Consider the following 13,942-nt stretch of genomic DNA (forward strand, 5'->3'; position numbering starts at 1 on the left):
GCCCCGCAATCGCTTGCGGGGCTTTTTCATACGGCCGCCTGAACTGCCGGCGCGCTACTCCGCGTCCGGCTGCGCCTTCGGCTCGGCCTGCTGGAAAGCCGGCAGCGCCATGCACGCATCGAACGCCTTGGCGATCGCCGGATAGCGGCTCACGTCGATATTGAAGCGCTGCGCGTTGAAGACCTGCGGCACCAGGCAGACATCGGCCAGCGTCGGCGTGTCGCCAAAGCAGAAGCGGCCTGCCTTGCCGGAACGCGCCAGGTTGGTGTTGACCGCCTCGAAACCCAGCTCGACCCAGTGGCGGTACCACGCGTCCTTGGCCTCTTCCGCCACGCCCAGCGTGTGCTTGAGGTACTTCAGCACGCGCAGGTTGTTGAGCGGATGGATCTCGCAGGCAACCTCGAACGCCACCGCGCGGATATAGGCGCGGTCGAGCGCGCTGCCGGGCAGCAGCGGCGGCTCGGGATGCGTTTCGTCGAGGTACTCCACCATCGCGATCGACTGCATCACGACCTGATCGTCGTCGAGCAGGGTCGGCACCAGCGCATCGGGATTGAGCGTGCGGTAGGCGGGCTGGAGCTGCTGGCCACCCTCGCGCAGCAGATGTACGGGCACGTAGTCGTACGGCAAACCCTTCAGGTTCAGCGCGATGCGCACCCGGTACGAAGCCGAGCTACGGAAGTAGCTGTAGAGCTTCAGCATGGGCTAGACCACCTTGACGATGAGCTCGCCCAGGCCTTCGATCTTGCCCTGCATGACGTCGCCCTTCACCACCGCGCCCACGCCTTCGGGCGTGCCGCTGTAGATCAGGTCGCCGGGATGCAGCTCGAACAGGCGCGAAAGATAGGACACCATTTCCGGCACCGACCAGATCAGGTCGGAGAGGTCGCCGCGCTGCTTTTCGGCGCCGTTGACGGCCAGCGTGACAGCGCCCTTTTCCGGATGGCCGATGGCGGACACCGGCACGATCGGACCGATCGGTGCAGACTTGTCGAAAGCCTTGCCGGTTTCCCAGGGGCGGCCGGTCTTTTTCGATTCGTTCTGCAGGTCGCGGCGCGTCATGTCCAGGCCGATGGCGTAGCCGAACACGTGGCTGGCGGCGTGGGCCTCGGCAATGTCCTTGCCGCCCTTGCCGATGGCGACCACCAGTTCGATCTCGTAGTGGCAGTTGCTGGTGCCCTGCGGGTACGGGAAGCTGCCTTCGGTGCCGTCGGCCACATAGCTCACCGCGTCGGCGGGCTTGCAGAAGAAGAACGGCGGTTCACGGTCGGGGTCCGAACCCATTTCACGGGCGTGGGCGGCATAGTTGCGGCCCACGCAGTAGACCCGGCGCACCGGGAACTGCGCGCTGCCGCCGCGCACGGGCACGCCGGTGGGCGCGGGCGGGGCGAATACGAATTCGGTCATCCAACTCTCCAGACTTTGTACTGTGTTTGTCAGGCCGCGCGTTGCCGGCAGACGCCCTGCCGCGCAGCAGGGCAATAGCATACACCGCCCCCTTCGGGCTTGTACGCCGGCGGACATTGAATGCGGGAAACCCCGCAATACAATAAAGACGTAGTCGGCGCGGATCTTGCATGGCAAGTCCCGACGCCAATGGAAACATGACCCGACGCCCTCCCGCCCCTCCCAGCCCGCCCCGTCCCGCGACGCCACCCGCGGCGGGTTCGCGCAGCCTGCGCATCTTGCTCGTGCGCGATCCGCACGACGCGGACCCGCTCAATGTCGAGACCATCCAGGCCGGCCTGGTATCGGCGGGTTTCACCGACATCGAGACGGCGGACGCGGACATGCGCCTGCCCGACGCCATCGCTGCACGGCAGCCTGATCTCATCATCATCGCCTCCGAATCGGCTGCGCGCGACACCGTGGAGCATGTGTGCGTCTCGACGCAGCACGCGCCACGGCCGATCGTGCTGTTCACGGACAACGACGACGCCCAGCGCATCAAGGCGGCGCTCACGGCGGGCATTACCGCCTACATCGTCGACGGCCTGCGCGCCGAGCGCGTCAAGACCGTGCTGGATGTGGCCTATGCGCGCTTCGAGCTGGACCAGCAACTGCGCGCCGAGCTGGATGCCACGCGCCTGCAGCTGGCCGAGCGCAAGGAAGTCGAGCGTGCCAAGGGCTTGCTGATGAAGGAGCGCGGCATGAGCGAGGAAGAGGCCTACAAGCGCCTGCGCAGCATGGCGATGGAGCGCGGCATCAAGCTGGTCGAGGCCGCGCGGCGCGTGATCGATGTGATGAGTTGAGCCCACGGCGCCGGCAACCGGCCCGCACGGGCTTGGTGCATTGCACAAACATGGCGCCGCGCCGGCGCACGCCGCGCACCGAGTGCGCTCAGGCCCGCCGCATTCCTCCCTCCCTTTTCCCGGTCGCCGTGCGCCCGATGCCCGCCTTTTGCCGCACCTGCCCCTCGCCGGCGAATGAACGCATGGCACGCCGCTTGCGTAGATACCATGACGGCCAACGAAGGCCGATCACTATCCGATGTGCGCCGCCAACGAAGGCTGCGCCGCATCACGGGACAACGGCGTCCTGACCTGCCCCGCATTCTGGCGAAAGCGGCGCGGTTCAGGACGCTTTTCATTTGGAGCCGTGGAATGCCCTCTCGCCTGAAGCTTGCCAAGCCGCTGCACGCCGCGGTCGCCAACGATGCCAGCACGGCCGCCGCCGACGCGGTGCCCGCCAGCAGCGGCCGCCGCCGCGCGCTGGCCACCATCGCCGGCGCCAGCGTGATCACCCTGGTCGACCCGCTGGTGCGCGCCGGCGCCTGGGCGGCGGGCTCCGATGCGCCGGAGAAGCCCGAGGTGCGGATCGGCTTTATCCCGCTGACGGACTGCGCTTCCGTGGTCATGGCCGGCACGCTCGGCTTCGACAAGAAATACGGCATCAAGATCACGCCCACCAAGGAGGCTTCCTGGGCCGGCGTGCGCGACAAGCTGGTCAACGGCGAGCTCGACGCCGCGCACGTGCTGTACGGCCTGATCTACGGCGTGCAGCTGGGCATCGGCGGGCCCAAGAAGGACATGGCCGTGCTGATGAACCTCAACCACAACGGCCAGGCCATCACGCTGTCCTCCAAGCTGGCGGAAAAAGGCGTCAAGGACGGCGCCAGCCTGAAGGCGCTGATGACGAAGGAAAAGCGCGACTACACCTTTGCCCAGACCTTCCCCACCGGCACCCACGCGATGTGGCTGTACTACTGGCTGGCCGCCAACGGCATCAACCCGATGCAGGACGCCAAGGCCATCACCGTGCCGCCGCCGCAGATGGTGGCCAATATGCGCGTGGGCAATATGGATGGCTTCTGCGTCGGCGAACCCTGGGGCGCGCGCGCCATTGCCGACAAGATCGGCTTCACCGCGGAAACCACGCAGGCCATCTGGAAGGATCACCCGGAGAAGACCCTGGGCACCACGGCCGAGTTCGTGCAGAAGTACCCCAACACCGCGCGCGCCATGGTGGCCGCCGTGCTCGAAGCCTCGAAGTACATCGACGCGTCGGCCTCCAACCGCCGCAAGACCGCCGAAACCATTGCCGCCAAGTCTTATGTCAACACCGACATGGACATCATCCTGGACCGCATGCTTGGCCGCTACAGCAACGGCCTGGGCAAGACCTGGGACGACCCGGACTCGATGAAGTTCTACCAGGACGGCAGCGCCAACTTTCCCTTCCTCTCCGACGGCATGTGGTTCCTCACGCAGCACAAGCGCTGGGGCCTGCTCAAGGACCACCCCGACTACCTGGCGGTGGCGAAGAAGGTCAACCGCATCGATGTCTACAAGCAGGCGGCCGAAGCCGCGCAGGTGCCGGTGCCCAAGAGCGATTTCCGCACGGCGCGCCTGATCGACGGCGTGACATGGGATGCCACCAAGGACCCCAAGGCGTACGCCGACGGATTCAAGATCAAAGCCTGAGCCGGTTCGATTGCAGCCCGAATGCCGGCGTGGCGACGCGCCGGCGCCTGAAGGAGCCTGATGTGAATGCACTAGCTCGACCGGCCGAACATGCCGGCAACCAAGTCTCCTCCACCGACGCCGGCGGCACCGCCGGACTCGCCGTGCTCGGCGACCAGCAAGCGCACGAGCGCGCCGAACGCCGCGCGCTCGAGGCTCAGGCCGATGCGCGCCGCGCCGCGCGGCGCGAGGCCGTCAGCGCCGTCGTGCTCAAGGCGATGCCGCCCGTCGCCGGCTTTGCGCTGTTCCTGTTGTTCTGGCACGGCGTGGCCACGATGAGCCCTGCGCTGCCCACCCCGGCCGCCACCTGGCACGCCGCCGTGCCGCTGTTTTCCGACCCGTTCTACCGCAACGGCCCCAACGACCAGGGCATCGGCTGGAATGTGCTGGCGTCGCTGGCGCGCGTCGCGGCGGGCTTCGGGCTGGCCGCGCTGATCGGCATTCCGGCTGGCTTCGCGCTGGGCCGCTTTGCCTTTCTCAACGCCATGATGGCGCCGATCATCAGCCTGCTGCGGCCGGTCTCGCCGCTGGCGTGGCTGCCGATCGGGCTGCTGCTGTTCAAGGCCGCCAACCCGGCGGCGATCTGGGCCATCTTCATCTGCTCGATCTGGCCGATGGTGATCAACACCGCGGTGGGCGTGACGCGCGTGCCGCAGGACTACCTGAACGTGGCGCGCGTGCTCGACCTGTCCGAGTGGAAGGTGTTCACGCGGGTGCTGCTGCCGGCGGTGCTGCCCTATATGCTGACCGGCGTGCGGCTGTCCATCGGCACCGCCTGGCTGGTGATCGTGGCCGCGGAGATGCTCACGGGCGGCACCGGCATCGGCTTCTGGCTGTGGGACGAGTGGAACAACCTGAAGGTCGAGCACATCGTGATCGCCATCTTCATCATCGGCGTGGTGGGGCTGCTGCTGGAATACGCGCTGCTGAGCCTGGCCAGGAAATTCAGCTACGGCAACTAAGGCATCCGGGAGATCGTCATGGAAAAGTTCGTCCGTATCGAAAACGTGGGCCAGACCTTCAAGACCAAGAAGGGACCGTTCGTCGCCCTGCGCGATGTCAACCTGACCATCGCCCGCGGCGAGTTCGTCACGCTGATCGGCCACTCGGGCTGCGGCAAATCGACGCTGCTGAACCTGCTGGCCGGCCTCGACCGCCCCAGCAGCGGCGCGCTGATCTGCGCCGAACGCGAGATCGCCGGTCCGGGCCCGGACCGTGCGGTGGTGTTCCAGAACCACTCGCTGCTGCCGTGGCTGACCTGCTTCGACAACGTCTACCTCGGCGTAGAACGCGTGTTCGGCGGCAGCGAGAGCCGCGCGCAGCTCAAGGCCCGCACGCATGACACGCTGGCCATGGTTGGCCTGACCCATGCCGAGAGCAAGTACCCGCAGGAAATCTCGGGCGGCATGAAGCAGCGCGTGGGTATCGCGCGCGCGCTGGCGATGGAGCCCAAGGTGCTGCTGATGGACGAGCCGTTCGGCGCGCTGGATGCGCTGACCCGGGCCCACCTGCAGGACGAGCTGATCAAGATCGTCGCCAAGACCCGCAGCACGGTGGTGATGGTGACCCACGACGTGGACGAAGCCGTGCTGCTGGCCGACCGCATCGTCATGATGACCAACGGGCCCGCCGCGACCATCGGCGAAGTGCTGCCGGTGGACCTGCCGCGTCCGCGCGAACGCATGGCGCTGGCCGACGACAAGACTTACCACGCCTGCCGCACCGCGGTGCTGGACTTCCTGTACCGCAAGCAGCGCAATCCTGCGCTGAAGGAAGCGGCCTGACCGGCGCGGAACGGCGAGGTGACTGACCGGGGCCGGCCGCCGCCATGGGCAGGGCCGGCCCGCTCCGCTATCATGAACCTCAAACAACACTGTCCCATCCCGCCATGACCGATACGTCCTCCACGCCCCAGCCCGCCGCCGCCTTCGCCGCGGCGAAGTACATCAAGGAGATCGGCCGGGGCGTCAATGGCGCCCGCGCGCTGCCGCGCGAAGACGCGCAGGCGCTGTTTGACGCCATGCTGGCCGGTCGCGTGGCCGATATCGAACTGGGCGCGGTGCTGATGGCCTATCGCATCAAGGGCGAGGCACCGCACGAACTGGCCGGCATGCTGGACGCCGCGCACGCGCATTGCCTGCCGCTGGCCGCGCCGCCCGAGCGCGTGGTGGTATCCATCCCCAGCTACAACGGCGCGCGCAAGCAACCCAACCTGATCCCTTTGCTGGCCATGTTACTGGCGCGCGAAGGCCATCCCGTGCTGGTCCACGGCACCCGGGAGTTCAACGGGCGCGTGACCAGCATCGCGCTGTTCGAAGCGTTGGGCATTGCGCCCTGCGCCACGGTGGCCGAGGCTGAAACCCTGCTTTGCGCCAAGGCCGGGCAGCCCGGGCCGCTGGCCGTGCTGCCGATCGATGTGCTGTCGCCGGCGCTGGCCCGCATGCTCGACCGGCGCATGCAGATCGGCCTGCGCAACTCCTCGCACACGGTGGTCAAGATGCTGCAGCCGGTGGGCGCGCATACGCCGGCCGAGGCCCTGCGCCTGTACAGCTACACGCATCCGGAGTACCGCGAGACCCTGACCGATTACTTCTCGCGCGAGCCTGCCAATGTGCTGCTGGCGCGCGGCACCGAGGGCGAGGTGGTCGCCGACGCGCGGCGCGGCGGCCGCATCGACTGGCTGCACGACGGGCACCAGCGCACACTGGTCGACCCCACCGCGGGCTCGATCAGCGAGGTGCCGGAACTGCCACCCGGCAACGACGTCGCGCAGACTGCGGCCTGGATCCGCTCCGTGCTGGATGGCAAGGCGCCGGTCCCGGCCCCGATCGCCACGCAGGTCGAGGCCATCCGCAGCTGCCTGCAGCAGGGCACGCGCGTGGCCTGGGCCAGCCCGGTCTGAACGGGGAACGGGGCGGCAGGCGAGGCTGGCGGCGCCCGCGTCGTCAGCGTCGTCAGCGCTTGCGCTGTGGCAGCGGGATGCGGTCGTCCTCGCCGGGCACGCGCGGGAACTGGTCGTCCTCCCATCGCTGGGATGCGGCTTCGATGGCATCTTTGCTGCTGGAAACGAAATTCCAGAAGATAAAGCGGTGCCCGTCGGTGGGGTCGCCGCCGAGCAGCATCACGCGCGACGGCGCCTCGGCCGTCAGCGTGACCGTCTGGTCCGGCACCAGCAGCGCCATGTGGCGCTCAGGCAACACTTCCCCATCCAGCGCGACCACGCCGTCTACCGGGTAGATGCCGCGTTGCGCATGCTCCGGCGGAATCTCGAGGCTTGCGCCCTGCTCCAGATCGATCGCCACGTACAGCGTGCGGCTGAAGACCTTCACGGGCGCCTCGGCCCCAAACGCATCGCCCGCGATCACCGTCATCCGCACCCCGGGCCGCTCGAGCTTGGGCAGGGTCGCGGCAGGATGGTGAAAGAAGGAAGGCTCCACGGTCTCGTGCTCCTTGGGCAGCGCCACCCAGGTCTGGATGCCGTGCAGGCGCGGACCGGCCTCGCGGGCTGCCTGCGGTGAGCGCTCCGAGTGCGCGATGCCGCGGCCGGCCGTCATCCAGTTCACGTCGCCCGGCTTGATGACCTGCTTGCTGCCCAGGCTGTCGTGGTGAAGGATTTCCCCTTCGAACAGGTAGGTGACGGTCGCCAGCCCGATATGCGGATGCGGGCGCACATCCATCCCCTGCCCGGCCGGAAGCACCGTCGGCCCCATATGGTCGAAGAAGATGAACGGGCCCACGGTCTGGGCCGCCGCGGCCGGCAGCACCCGGCTGACGGTAAAACCGTCGCCCAGGTCACGTACGTGCGGTTTGAGCAAGTGTTCGATAGCAGACATGCATTTTCCCCGGTTAGGCCGATGCTGACGGCCGCATGAATGAAAAGAGTGTAGCCGCTGGTGAAACACAGCATCTCATTGCGCGACAGAACCGGGACCGGCGGCGCCCCTCTAATCAATGTCCGATGGCGTTGCGGGGGCTGCCGGATAGTGGTCGCTCCACATAGCAGGAAGAAAGCCAGAAAAAAGGCTATTTGAAAACAGAAGCCAATTACCTGGAACTATCAACCCTATAAGGACTCCAACTTAGCAGTCTCCCGGCTTGAGTGCTAATATGTGTTGCAATGCAGTGCGCGGACCCTTCAGGGCGAGCGCCGCGGGCAACCCACCCGCCGGATGCGAAAGGAGCAATCGAGTGAACGCGGTCCTATCTGCCGACCAAACCCAAACCAGCAGCCGCCTGCCTACGGCGCCTCAGGGCGCCGGGGCATTTGCGCTGACGTTTCCCGGAAACCTGGGAAACCTGGACAGCTATATCCAGGCTGTCCATCGTATCCCCATGCTCACCCCCGAGGAAGAGCAGCGGCTTGCACGCGATCTGCGCGAGCATGACTCCGTCGATGCGGCTCGCCGCATGGTGCTGTCGCACTTGCGCCTGGTGGTGTCCATCGCCCGCCAGTACCTCGGCTATGGCCTGCCCCACGCGGACCTGATCCAGGAAGGCAATATCGGCCTGATGAAGGCCGTGAAGCGCTTCGACCCGGACCAGGGCGTGCGGCTGGTGTCGTACGCCATGCACTGGATCAAGGCCGAGATCCACGAATATGTGCTGAAGAACTGGCGCATGGTCAAGGTGGCGACCACCAAGGCCCAGCGCAAGCTGTTCTTCAACCTGCGCAGCCACAAGCAGGGTGCCCATACCTTCACGCCGGAGCAGGTCGACGCGGTCGCGCGCGAGCTGAACGTCAAGCCGGAAGAAGTGATGGAGATGGAAACCCGCCTGTCGGGCGGCGACCTGGCGCTGGAAGGCCAGATCGACGACGGCGAGGAGGAGTTCGCGCCGATCGCCTACCTGGCTGACAACCACAACGAGCCGACCCGCGTGATCGAGGCCCAGCGCCACGACCGCATGCAGGTGCAAGGCCTGGAAGAAGCGCTGACCAAGCTGGACGACCGCAGCCGCCGCATCATCGAGGCGCGCTGGCTGCACGTCAACGACGACGGCTCCGGCGGCTCAACGCTGCACGAGCTGGCTGACGAGTTCGGTGTCTCCGCCGAGCGCATCCGCCAGATCGAAACCGCGGCGATGAAGAAGATGAAGGGTGCGCTGCAGGCCTTTGCCTGATAGTTGCGCGGGAGCGCGGCGGAACGAAAGCCGCGCGCCAGAATGGAACAGGGCCGGTCTCGCGACCGGCCCTGTTTTTTTGTCCGGAGATCCCGCCCCTGGCGGGCGGAGCCGCTTCAGGAAAGCAGCTGCTTCAGGTCGTGCGCGATCGGTTCGGGGCCCTGGCCGTGGCGGATGAACAGACGCAACCGGCCACTCGGATCGAATACATAGCTGCCGGCAGAGTGGTCCATCGTGTAGTTGTTTGGCGAGGTACCCGGCACCTTGGCGTAGAACACCTTGAAATCCTTGGCCACCTTCTGCAGCGCCGCGTCGTCGGCCGGGCGCATGCCCAGGAAGCGCGGATCGAAGGCGGGCACGTATTGCGCCAGCAGCGCCTGCGTATCGCGCTCGGGATCGACCGTGACGAACAGCACCTGCACGCGGTCGGCATCCGGGCCCAGTTGCTCCATCACCGCCTTCAGCTCGGCCATGGTGGTGGGACAGACATCGGGGCAGTGCGTATAGCCGAAGAACATCACCACGGCCTTGCCCTTGAAGTCGGCAATCGAGCGCACTTTGCCGTTGTGGTCGGTGAGGACGAAATCCTTGCCGAATTCGCTGCCGCCGCTGATGTCGACATTCTTGAACGAGGCGCGCTGCTGGCCGCAGGCGGCAAGCAGCAGCGAGCACAGCGCCAGCAGGCAGAAGCGGCGGAACAGCGCAAAGCTGGACGAAGAACCCGGAAAGAGACGGCTTGGCATGCGATTCGCTTGATTGGCGGCTTGATTGGCGGACAGGCCGGCCCGGGCGCCCCGGAAAGCCGGATGGAGGCGGACGGCGGCCTGGTCACATTGGCAGATAGATGCAGTATCGCCGATCGGCACCGCCCCGCGCCGGGGCCGCGACAAGATGCCGCAACCGCGCGGGTGCTCCCGGCATCGCTCAGGACTGCGGCAGGAACTTGAAATAGTGATCGATCAGCAGCGCCGCGAACAACAGCGACAGGTAGAGGATCGAGAAGCGGAACGTGCGCTGGGCCAGCGCATCGGAATAGTTGCAGAACAACTTCCAGGCATAGGCCAGGAAACCGCCGCCCAGGACCAGCGCTGCCGCCAGGTAGATGTACCCGCTCATGCCGTACACGAAGGGCAGCAGCGTCGCCGCGATCATGATCAGCGTGTACAGCAGGATATGCAGCAGGGTGAAGCGCTCGCCATGGGTGATCGGCAGCATCGGCAGGCCGGACTTGGCGTAGTCGGCGCGGCGGTACAGCGCCAGGGCCCAGAAATGCGGCGGGGTCCAGGTGAAGATGATCAGCACCAGGAACCAGGCTTCGGCGGGCACGTTGCCCGCCACGGCCGCCCAGCCCAGCGCCGGCGGCATCGCGCCGGACAGCCCGCCGATCACGATGTTCTGCGGCGTGGCCGGCTTGAGCAGGATGGTGTACACCACGGCATAGCCGACGAAGGTCGCCACCGTCAGCCACATGGTCAGGTCGTTGGTGAAGACATGGAGTACCCACATCCCTGCCCCGCCCAGCACGGCCGAGAACACCAGGGTCTGCATCGTGGTGATCTCGCCGGTCGCCGACGGCCGCCACGCGGTGCGGCGCATCAGCGCATCCACTTTCTGCTCGACCAGGCAGTTAATGGCGAAAGCGGCACCCGCCAGCAACCAGATCCCGGCCGCGCCGCCGATCAGCACCGACCACGGCACCATGCCCGGCGTGGCCAGGAACATGCCGATGATGGCGCAGAAGACAGCCAGCTGCGTGACGCGTGGCTTGGTCAACGCGGCGTATTGCCGGGCCAGGTGGCGGAGTCGTCCGCCAGGATGGGGGTGGGTAGCAGTAACCACGGGGGAGTTCTTCTCTTTCATGTGGCGCGCACGGCAGCCGGCACGTCAGTAGCAATGTCAGCGGAGCGGGCCGCGAGCCCTATATTGTAGTTGAGGCGAACCAATAGCATCAGAAGCGCCGCCGCGCCGCCGTTGTGGGCCACCGCGGCCACCAGCGGCCAGTCGAAGACGATGTTGGAAAGACCAGTGGCCAGTTGCAGCGCCAGCACGGCCAGCAGCCACCCCGCGCCGCGCGACAGCCCGCCCAGGCGGCGCGCCCGCAGGCCGAACCAGGCCAGGTAGGCCAGCACCACGAAGGCAAAGCCGCGATGCACCCAGTGGATCGCCACCAGCGCCGAGTGCGGGATGTAGTCGCCGTCGGCGGTCATGCCGAGTTGGCGCCAGAGCGTGAAGCCGTGGCGGAAGTCCATCTCCGGCACCAGCTGGCCGTTGCATAGCGGGAAGTCCGTGCAGGCCAGCACCGCGTAATTGGTGCTCACCCAGCCGCCCAGGAAGATCTGCAGCACCAGCAAGGCCAGCGCGAGCCTTGCCGGCCAGCGCAGCGCGCCGGCATCCCGCGCCACGCCCAATGGCGGGTCGTTGCGCGAACCCAGCCAGATCAGCGCCGCCAGCAGGCTCATGCCGAGCATCAGGTGCGTGACGACGATGATGGGCTGCAGTTTGAGCGTGACCGTAAAAGCGCCGAACGCGCCTTGCACGCAAACCAGCAACAGCACGCCGGTGGCGAACCATGGCGACTGCCTGAGTTCGCGCCGCTTGACCCACGCCAGCACCATCAGCGTGATGATCAGCACCCCCACGGCCATGGCGAAGTAGCGGTGGATCATCTCGATCCAGGCCTTGGTGACGGAGACCGGGCCGCTCGGCATCGCCGTCTCGGCCGCGCGGATCGGCTCGCTCGCCGCGTGCGGGTTGGAGTGGCCGTAGCAGCCAGGCCAGTCCGGGCAGCCCAGGCCGGAATCGGTCAGCCGCGTGAAGCTGCCGAACATGATCAGGTCCAGCGTCAGGAAAGCGGTGATCCACACCAGCTTGCGGTACTTGTTGCGGTCTCCCTTGACCAGCACGTAGCTGAGCGGGAACAGCGCGATCAGGACGCCGATGATGGCAAGTTGGAGCAGCATGCGCGTTGGTCGTTAATCTTGGGCCGTTCTGGCGTCGGCCATCAGCCGGCATCCGCCGGGATCACCCGATGCGGGAGTACTTGAGCAGTTTCTTGAGGTCGGAAGCCATCTTCTTGGGATCCGGATCCCGCGGGAAACGCATCATCAGGTTGCCGAGCGGGTCGACGAGATAGAGCGTGTCCTCGATGCGCGCACCAGGCTCGGGCGGCAGCCATTTCTGCAGCGTGTCGCGAGGGGCACGCAAGAAGCGCACGCCGGCATACGGCTCGTTGTAGGCCGAGGAAAGGCGTGCATCGATGGGGCCGTCGTCGCTGACCAGCCACACCGGGACGATGCGCTCGCGATCCTGGCCCTGGCCCGCGCGCAACTGGCGGATGGTGAACAGCTTGCGCGCGCAGGCTTCATCACATGCGGCGCCGTCGGCACTGATCAGCAGCCATTTGCCTTTGAAGCTATCCAGCGGCACGGACTCGGCGCGCTCGTTGGCGACCTGCAGCGCGGGCATCGGGCGCTGCGGCTCGATGAGTGCGCCGTAGTTGGTGGTCCCGCCAGCCGGCCTGAACACGTAGTAGGTCAGGTAGGAAGCGATCACCGGCGACGCGCACACCAGCAGCAGCAGCAGCATCTGGATGCGGCCGCGGCGGGTGCGCGCATCGATGCGCGGGTCTTGCGGAGCAGCGCGCGCGGCCTGCGCCGGCGCGGGATCTTGTTGTTGCATCACGTTTCGTCTGTCTCTCTGTCTCGTCGTCTTTCATCGGAGCCGGCTGCGCTCGTCTGACCGCCGCGCCCGGCCGTGGTTCGCCGGCATGCCACCGCCCGGCTTGCCCGGGCCATCTAGGCCGCCATGCGCGCCGCGCGCCGCCAGCTCAGCGCCACCAGCAGCACCAGCGTCAGGGCGGCCAGCCCGAACCACTGGAAGGCATAGCCGTAATGCCGGTCGGCGCCCGTATCGGCCGGGGCCCAGTCGCGCGCCAGGCCATCGCCGCTTTCGCTACGCTGCTCCAGCACGAAGGGCTGCAGGGGTACGCCCAGTTCCCTGGCAAACGCCGCAATATCCACATTCTGGCGGATCTTCTGCCCGGCTTCCGAGCCCGCGTCCCGGCCCAGGCTGAACACCCTGGGCACCGTTTCCAGCGCGGTACCGTCCAGCTCCACCTCGGCCTCGGGCGTGGGGAACGGCGCGATACGCGTGCGTTCCTGCGCATCGCGCGGCAGCCAGCCTCGCAAGACCAGGAGCGCCGGTGCGGCAGGATCGCCGTCCACCACGCGCAGCGGCGTCAGGACCATGAAGCCGGCGCGGCTGTCGGTGCCGTTTCCGTGCGGCCGGTTGTCCAGCAAGACGGTGTGCGCCGCGTCGAAGCGGCCGCGCACATGCACACGCCGCTCGGCCACCGGGCCCGCGATCAGCGCCTGCCCGACTTGTAGCGGCGGCTCGGCAGCCAGCGCCTGCTGGCGCGCGGCACGCGCGAGTTTCTCATGGGCGCGGTTGAGCTGCCAGTTGCCCAGCGCGCAGGTGACGGCGATCACCACCAGCGCGGCAATGGCCGGGACCGGACTCAGGGCGCGCCACGGCTTCACCGGCGGCTCCCGTGTGCCGGGAACGGCGCGCCGGTGCGATAATGGCAGCTCCTCTCCAGCCGATCCCGCGCGCGCGGGCTTTCCATGCGCATTGTCATCATCATCGCGTTCATCCTCATCATCGGCAGCCTGGCCTCGGCCCTGTTCTTCATGATGCGCGACCGCGGCAGGACGCCGAACATGATGCGCTCGCTGATGTTCCGGGTCGGCTTTTCCGTGGCGCTGTTCCTCTTCATCCTGTTCTCGCACTGGATGGGCTGGATTCAGAGCACGGGCATCCGCATGGGGCCGTGAAGCCGTGGACTCCGGCAAGCGAACCGGTGA

Annotated in this window: 15 protein-coding genes; 7 read left to right on the forward strand and 8 right to left on the reverse strand. The window is 67.1% G+C overall.

What is annotated here, in order from left to right; translation table 11 throughout:
- Nucleotides 1–54: 54 nt before the first annotated feature.
- Together maiA and AC1DKV_RS08655 are read right to left on the reverse strand one after the other, a co-directional pair.
- A complete protein-coding gene (gene maiA, locus AC1DKV_RS08650) occupies nt 55–699 on the reverse strand; it encodes a maleylacetoacetate isomerase (protein WP_441613824.1) in 645 nt (214 codons plus the stop codon).
- A gap of 6 nt (nt 700–705) precedes the next feature.
- Nucleotides 706–1,407, reverse strand: a complete 702-nt coding sequence (locus AC1DKV_RS08655) for a fumarylacetoacetate hydrolase family protein (protein ID WP_441613731.1) — start codon at nt 1,405–1,407, stop codon at nt 706–708.
- A gap of 197 nt (nt 1,408–1,604) precedes the next feature.
- Between AC1DKV_RS08655 and AC1DKV_RS08660 the strand changes: the two genes are divergently transcribed.
- The 5 genes from AC1DKV_RS08660 (at nt 1,605) to ybiB (ending at nt 6,864) form a co-directional block, all read left to right on the forward strand.
- Nucleotides 1,605–2,252 carry an ANTAR domain-containing response regulator gene (locus AC1DKV_RS08660; protein ID WP_441613732.1) on the forward strand — a complete coding sequence of 216 codons (648 nt, stop codon included), beginning with the start codon at nt 1,605–1,607 and terminating at the stop codon, nt 2,250–2,252.
- Between the two features lie 351 nt (nt 2,253–2,603).
- Nucleotides 2,604–3,923 (forward strand): CmpA/NrtA family ABC transporter substrate-binding protein, encoded by a 1,320-nt coding sequence (locus tag AC1DKV_RS08665; protein ID WP_441649699.1) that lies wholly within the window; start codon nt 2,604–2,606, stop codon nt 3,921–3,923.
- Nucleotides 3,924–3,985: 62 nt separating this feature from the next.
- Nucleotides 3,986–4,924, forward strand: a complete 939-nt coding sequence (gene ntrB, locus AC1DKV_RS08670) for a nitrate ABC transporter permease (protein WP_441613734.1) — start codon at nt 3,986–3,988, stop codon at nt 4,922–4,924.
- An 18-nt stretch (nt 4,925–4,942) separates the two neighbouring features.
- Complete coding sequence (locus AC1DKV_RS08675) at nt 4,943–5,746, forward strand: ABC transporter ATP-binding protein (RefSeq protein WP_441613735.1); 804 nt, start codon at nt 4,943–4,945, stop codon at nt 5,744–5,746.
- A 104-nt stretch (nt 5,747–5,850) separates the two neighbouring features.
- Entirely contained in the window at nt 5,851–6,864 is a 1,014-nt protein-coding gene (gene ybiB, locus AC1DKV_RS08680; protein ID WP_441613736.1) for a DNA-binding protein YbiB, read from the forward strand.
- Between the two features lie 52 nt (nt 6,865–6,916).
- Here the strand turns inward: ybiB and AC1DKV_RS08685 are convergent, their stop codons facing one another.
- Nucleotides 6,917–7,795 carry a pirin family protein gene (locus AC1DKV_RS08685; RefSeq protein WP_441649700.1) on the reverse strand — a complete coding sequence of 293 codons (879 nt, stop codon included), beginning with the start codon at nt 7,793–7,795 and terminating at the stop codon, nt 6,917–6,919.
- Nucleotides 7,796–8,150: 355 nt separating this feature from the next.
- Here AC1DKV_RS08685 and rpoH point away from each other — a divergent pair, with 355 nt between their 5' ends.
- Entirely contained in the window at nt 8,151–9,080 is a 930-nt protein-coding gene (gene rpoH, locus AC1DKV_RS08690; protein WP_441613738.1) for an RNA polymerase sigma factor RpoH, read from the forward strand.
- Between the two features lie 116 nt (nt 9,081–9,196).
- Here the strand turns inward: rpoH and AC1DKV_RS08695 are convergent, their stop codons facing one another.
- The 5 genes from AC1DKV_RS08695 to AC1DKV_RS08715 form a co-directional block, all read right to left on the reverse strand.
- The gene (locus tag AC1DKV_RS08695; RefSeq protein ID WP_441613739.1) at nt 9,197–9,823 is read right to left on the reverse strand and encodes an SCO family protein; all 627 of its coding nucleotides are present in this window, start codon (nt 9,821–9,823) and stop codon (nt 9,197–9,199) included.
- Nucleotides 9,824–10,004: 181 nt separating this feature from the next.
- Entirely contained in the window at nt 10,005–10,940 is a 936-nt protein-coding gene (gene cyoE, locus AC1DKV_RS08700) for a heme o synthase (protein ID WP_441613740.1), read from the reverse strand.
- A complete protein-coding gene (locus AC1DKV_RS08705; protein ID WP_441613741.1) occupies nt 10,937–12,040 on the reverse strand; it encodes a COX15/CtaA family protein in 1,104 nt (367 codons plus the stop codon). The genes cyoE and AC1DKV_RS08705 overlap by 4 nt, the downstream gene beginning before the upstream one ends.
- 61 nt (nt 12,041–12,101) lie before the next feature.
- A complete protein-coding gene (locus AC1DKV_RS08710) occupies nt 12,102–12,758 on the reverse strand; it encodes an SCO family protein (protein ID WP_441649701.1) in 657 nt (218 codons plus the stop codon).
- A 116-nt stretch (nt 12,759–12,874) separates the two neighbouring features.
- Nucleotides 12,875–13,618 carry an SURF1 family protein gene (locus tag AC1DKV_RS08715; RefSeq protein WP_441613743.1) on the reverse strand — a complete coding sequence of 248 codons (744 nt, stop codon included), beginning with the start codon at nt 13,616–13,618 and terminating at the stop codon, nt 12,875–12,877.
- Between the two features lie 84 nt (nt 13,619–13,702).
- On the opposite strand from AC1DKV_RS08715, the gene AC1DKV_RS08720 reads away from it, so the two are divergent.
- Complete coding sequence (locus AC1DKV_RS08720; protein ID WP_441613744.1) at nt 13,703–13,912, forward strand: twin transmembrane helix small protein; 210 nt, start codon at nt 13,703–13,705, stop codon at nt 13,910–13,912.
- Nucleotides 13,913–13,942 lie beyond the last annotated feature (30 nt).

This window comes from Cupriavidus sp. 05T41 (assembly GCF_056396525.1).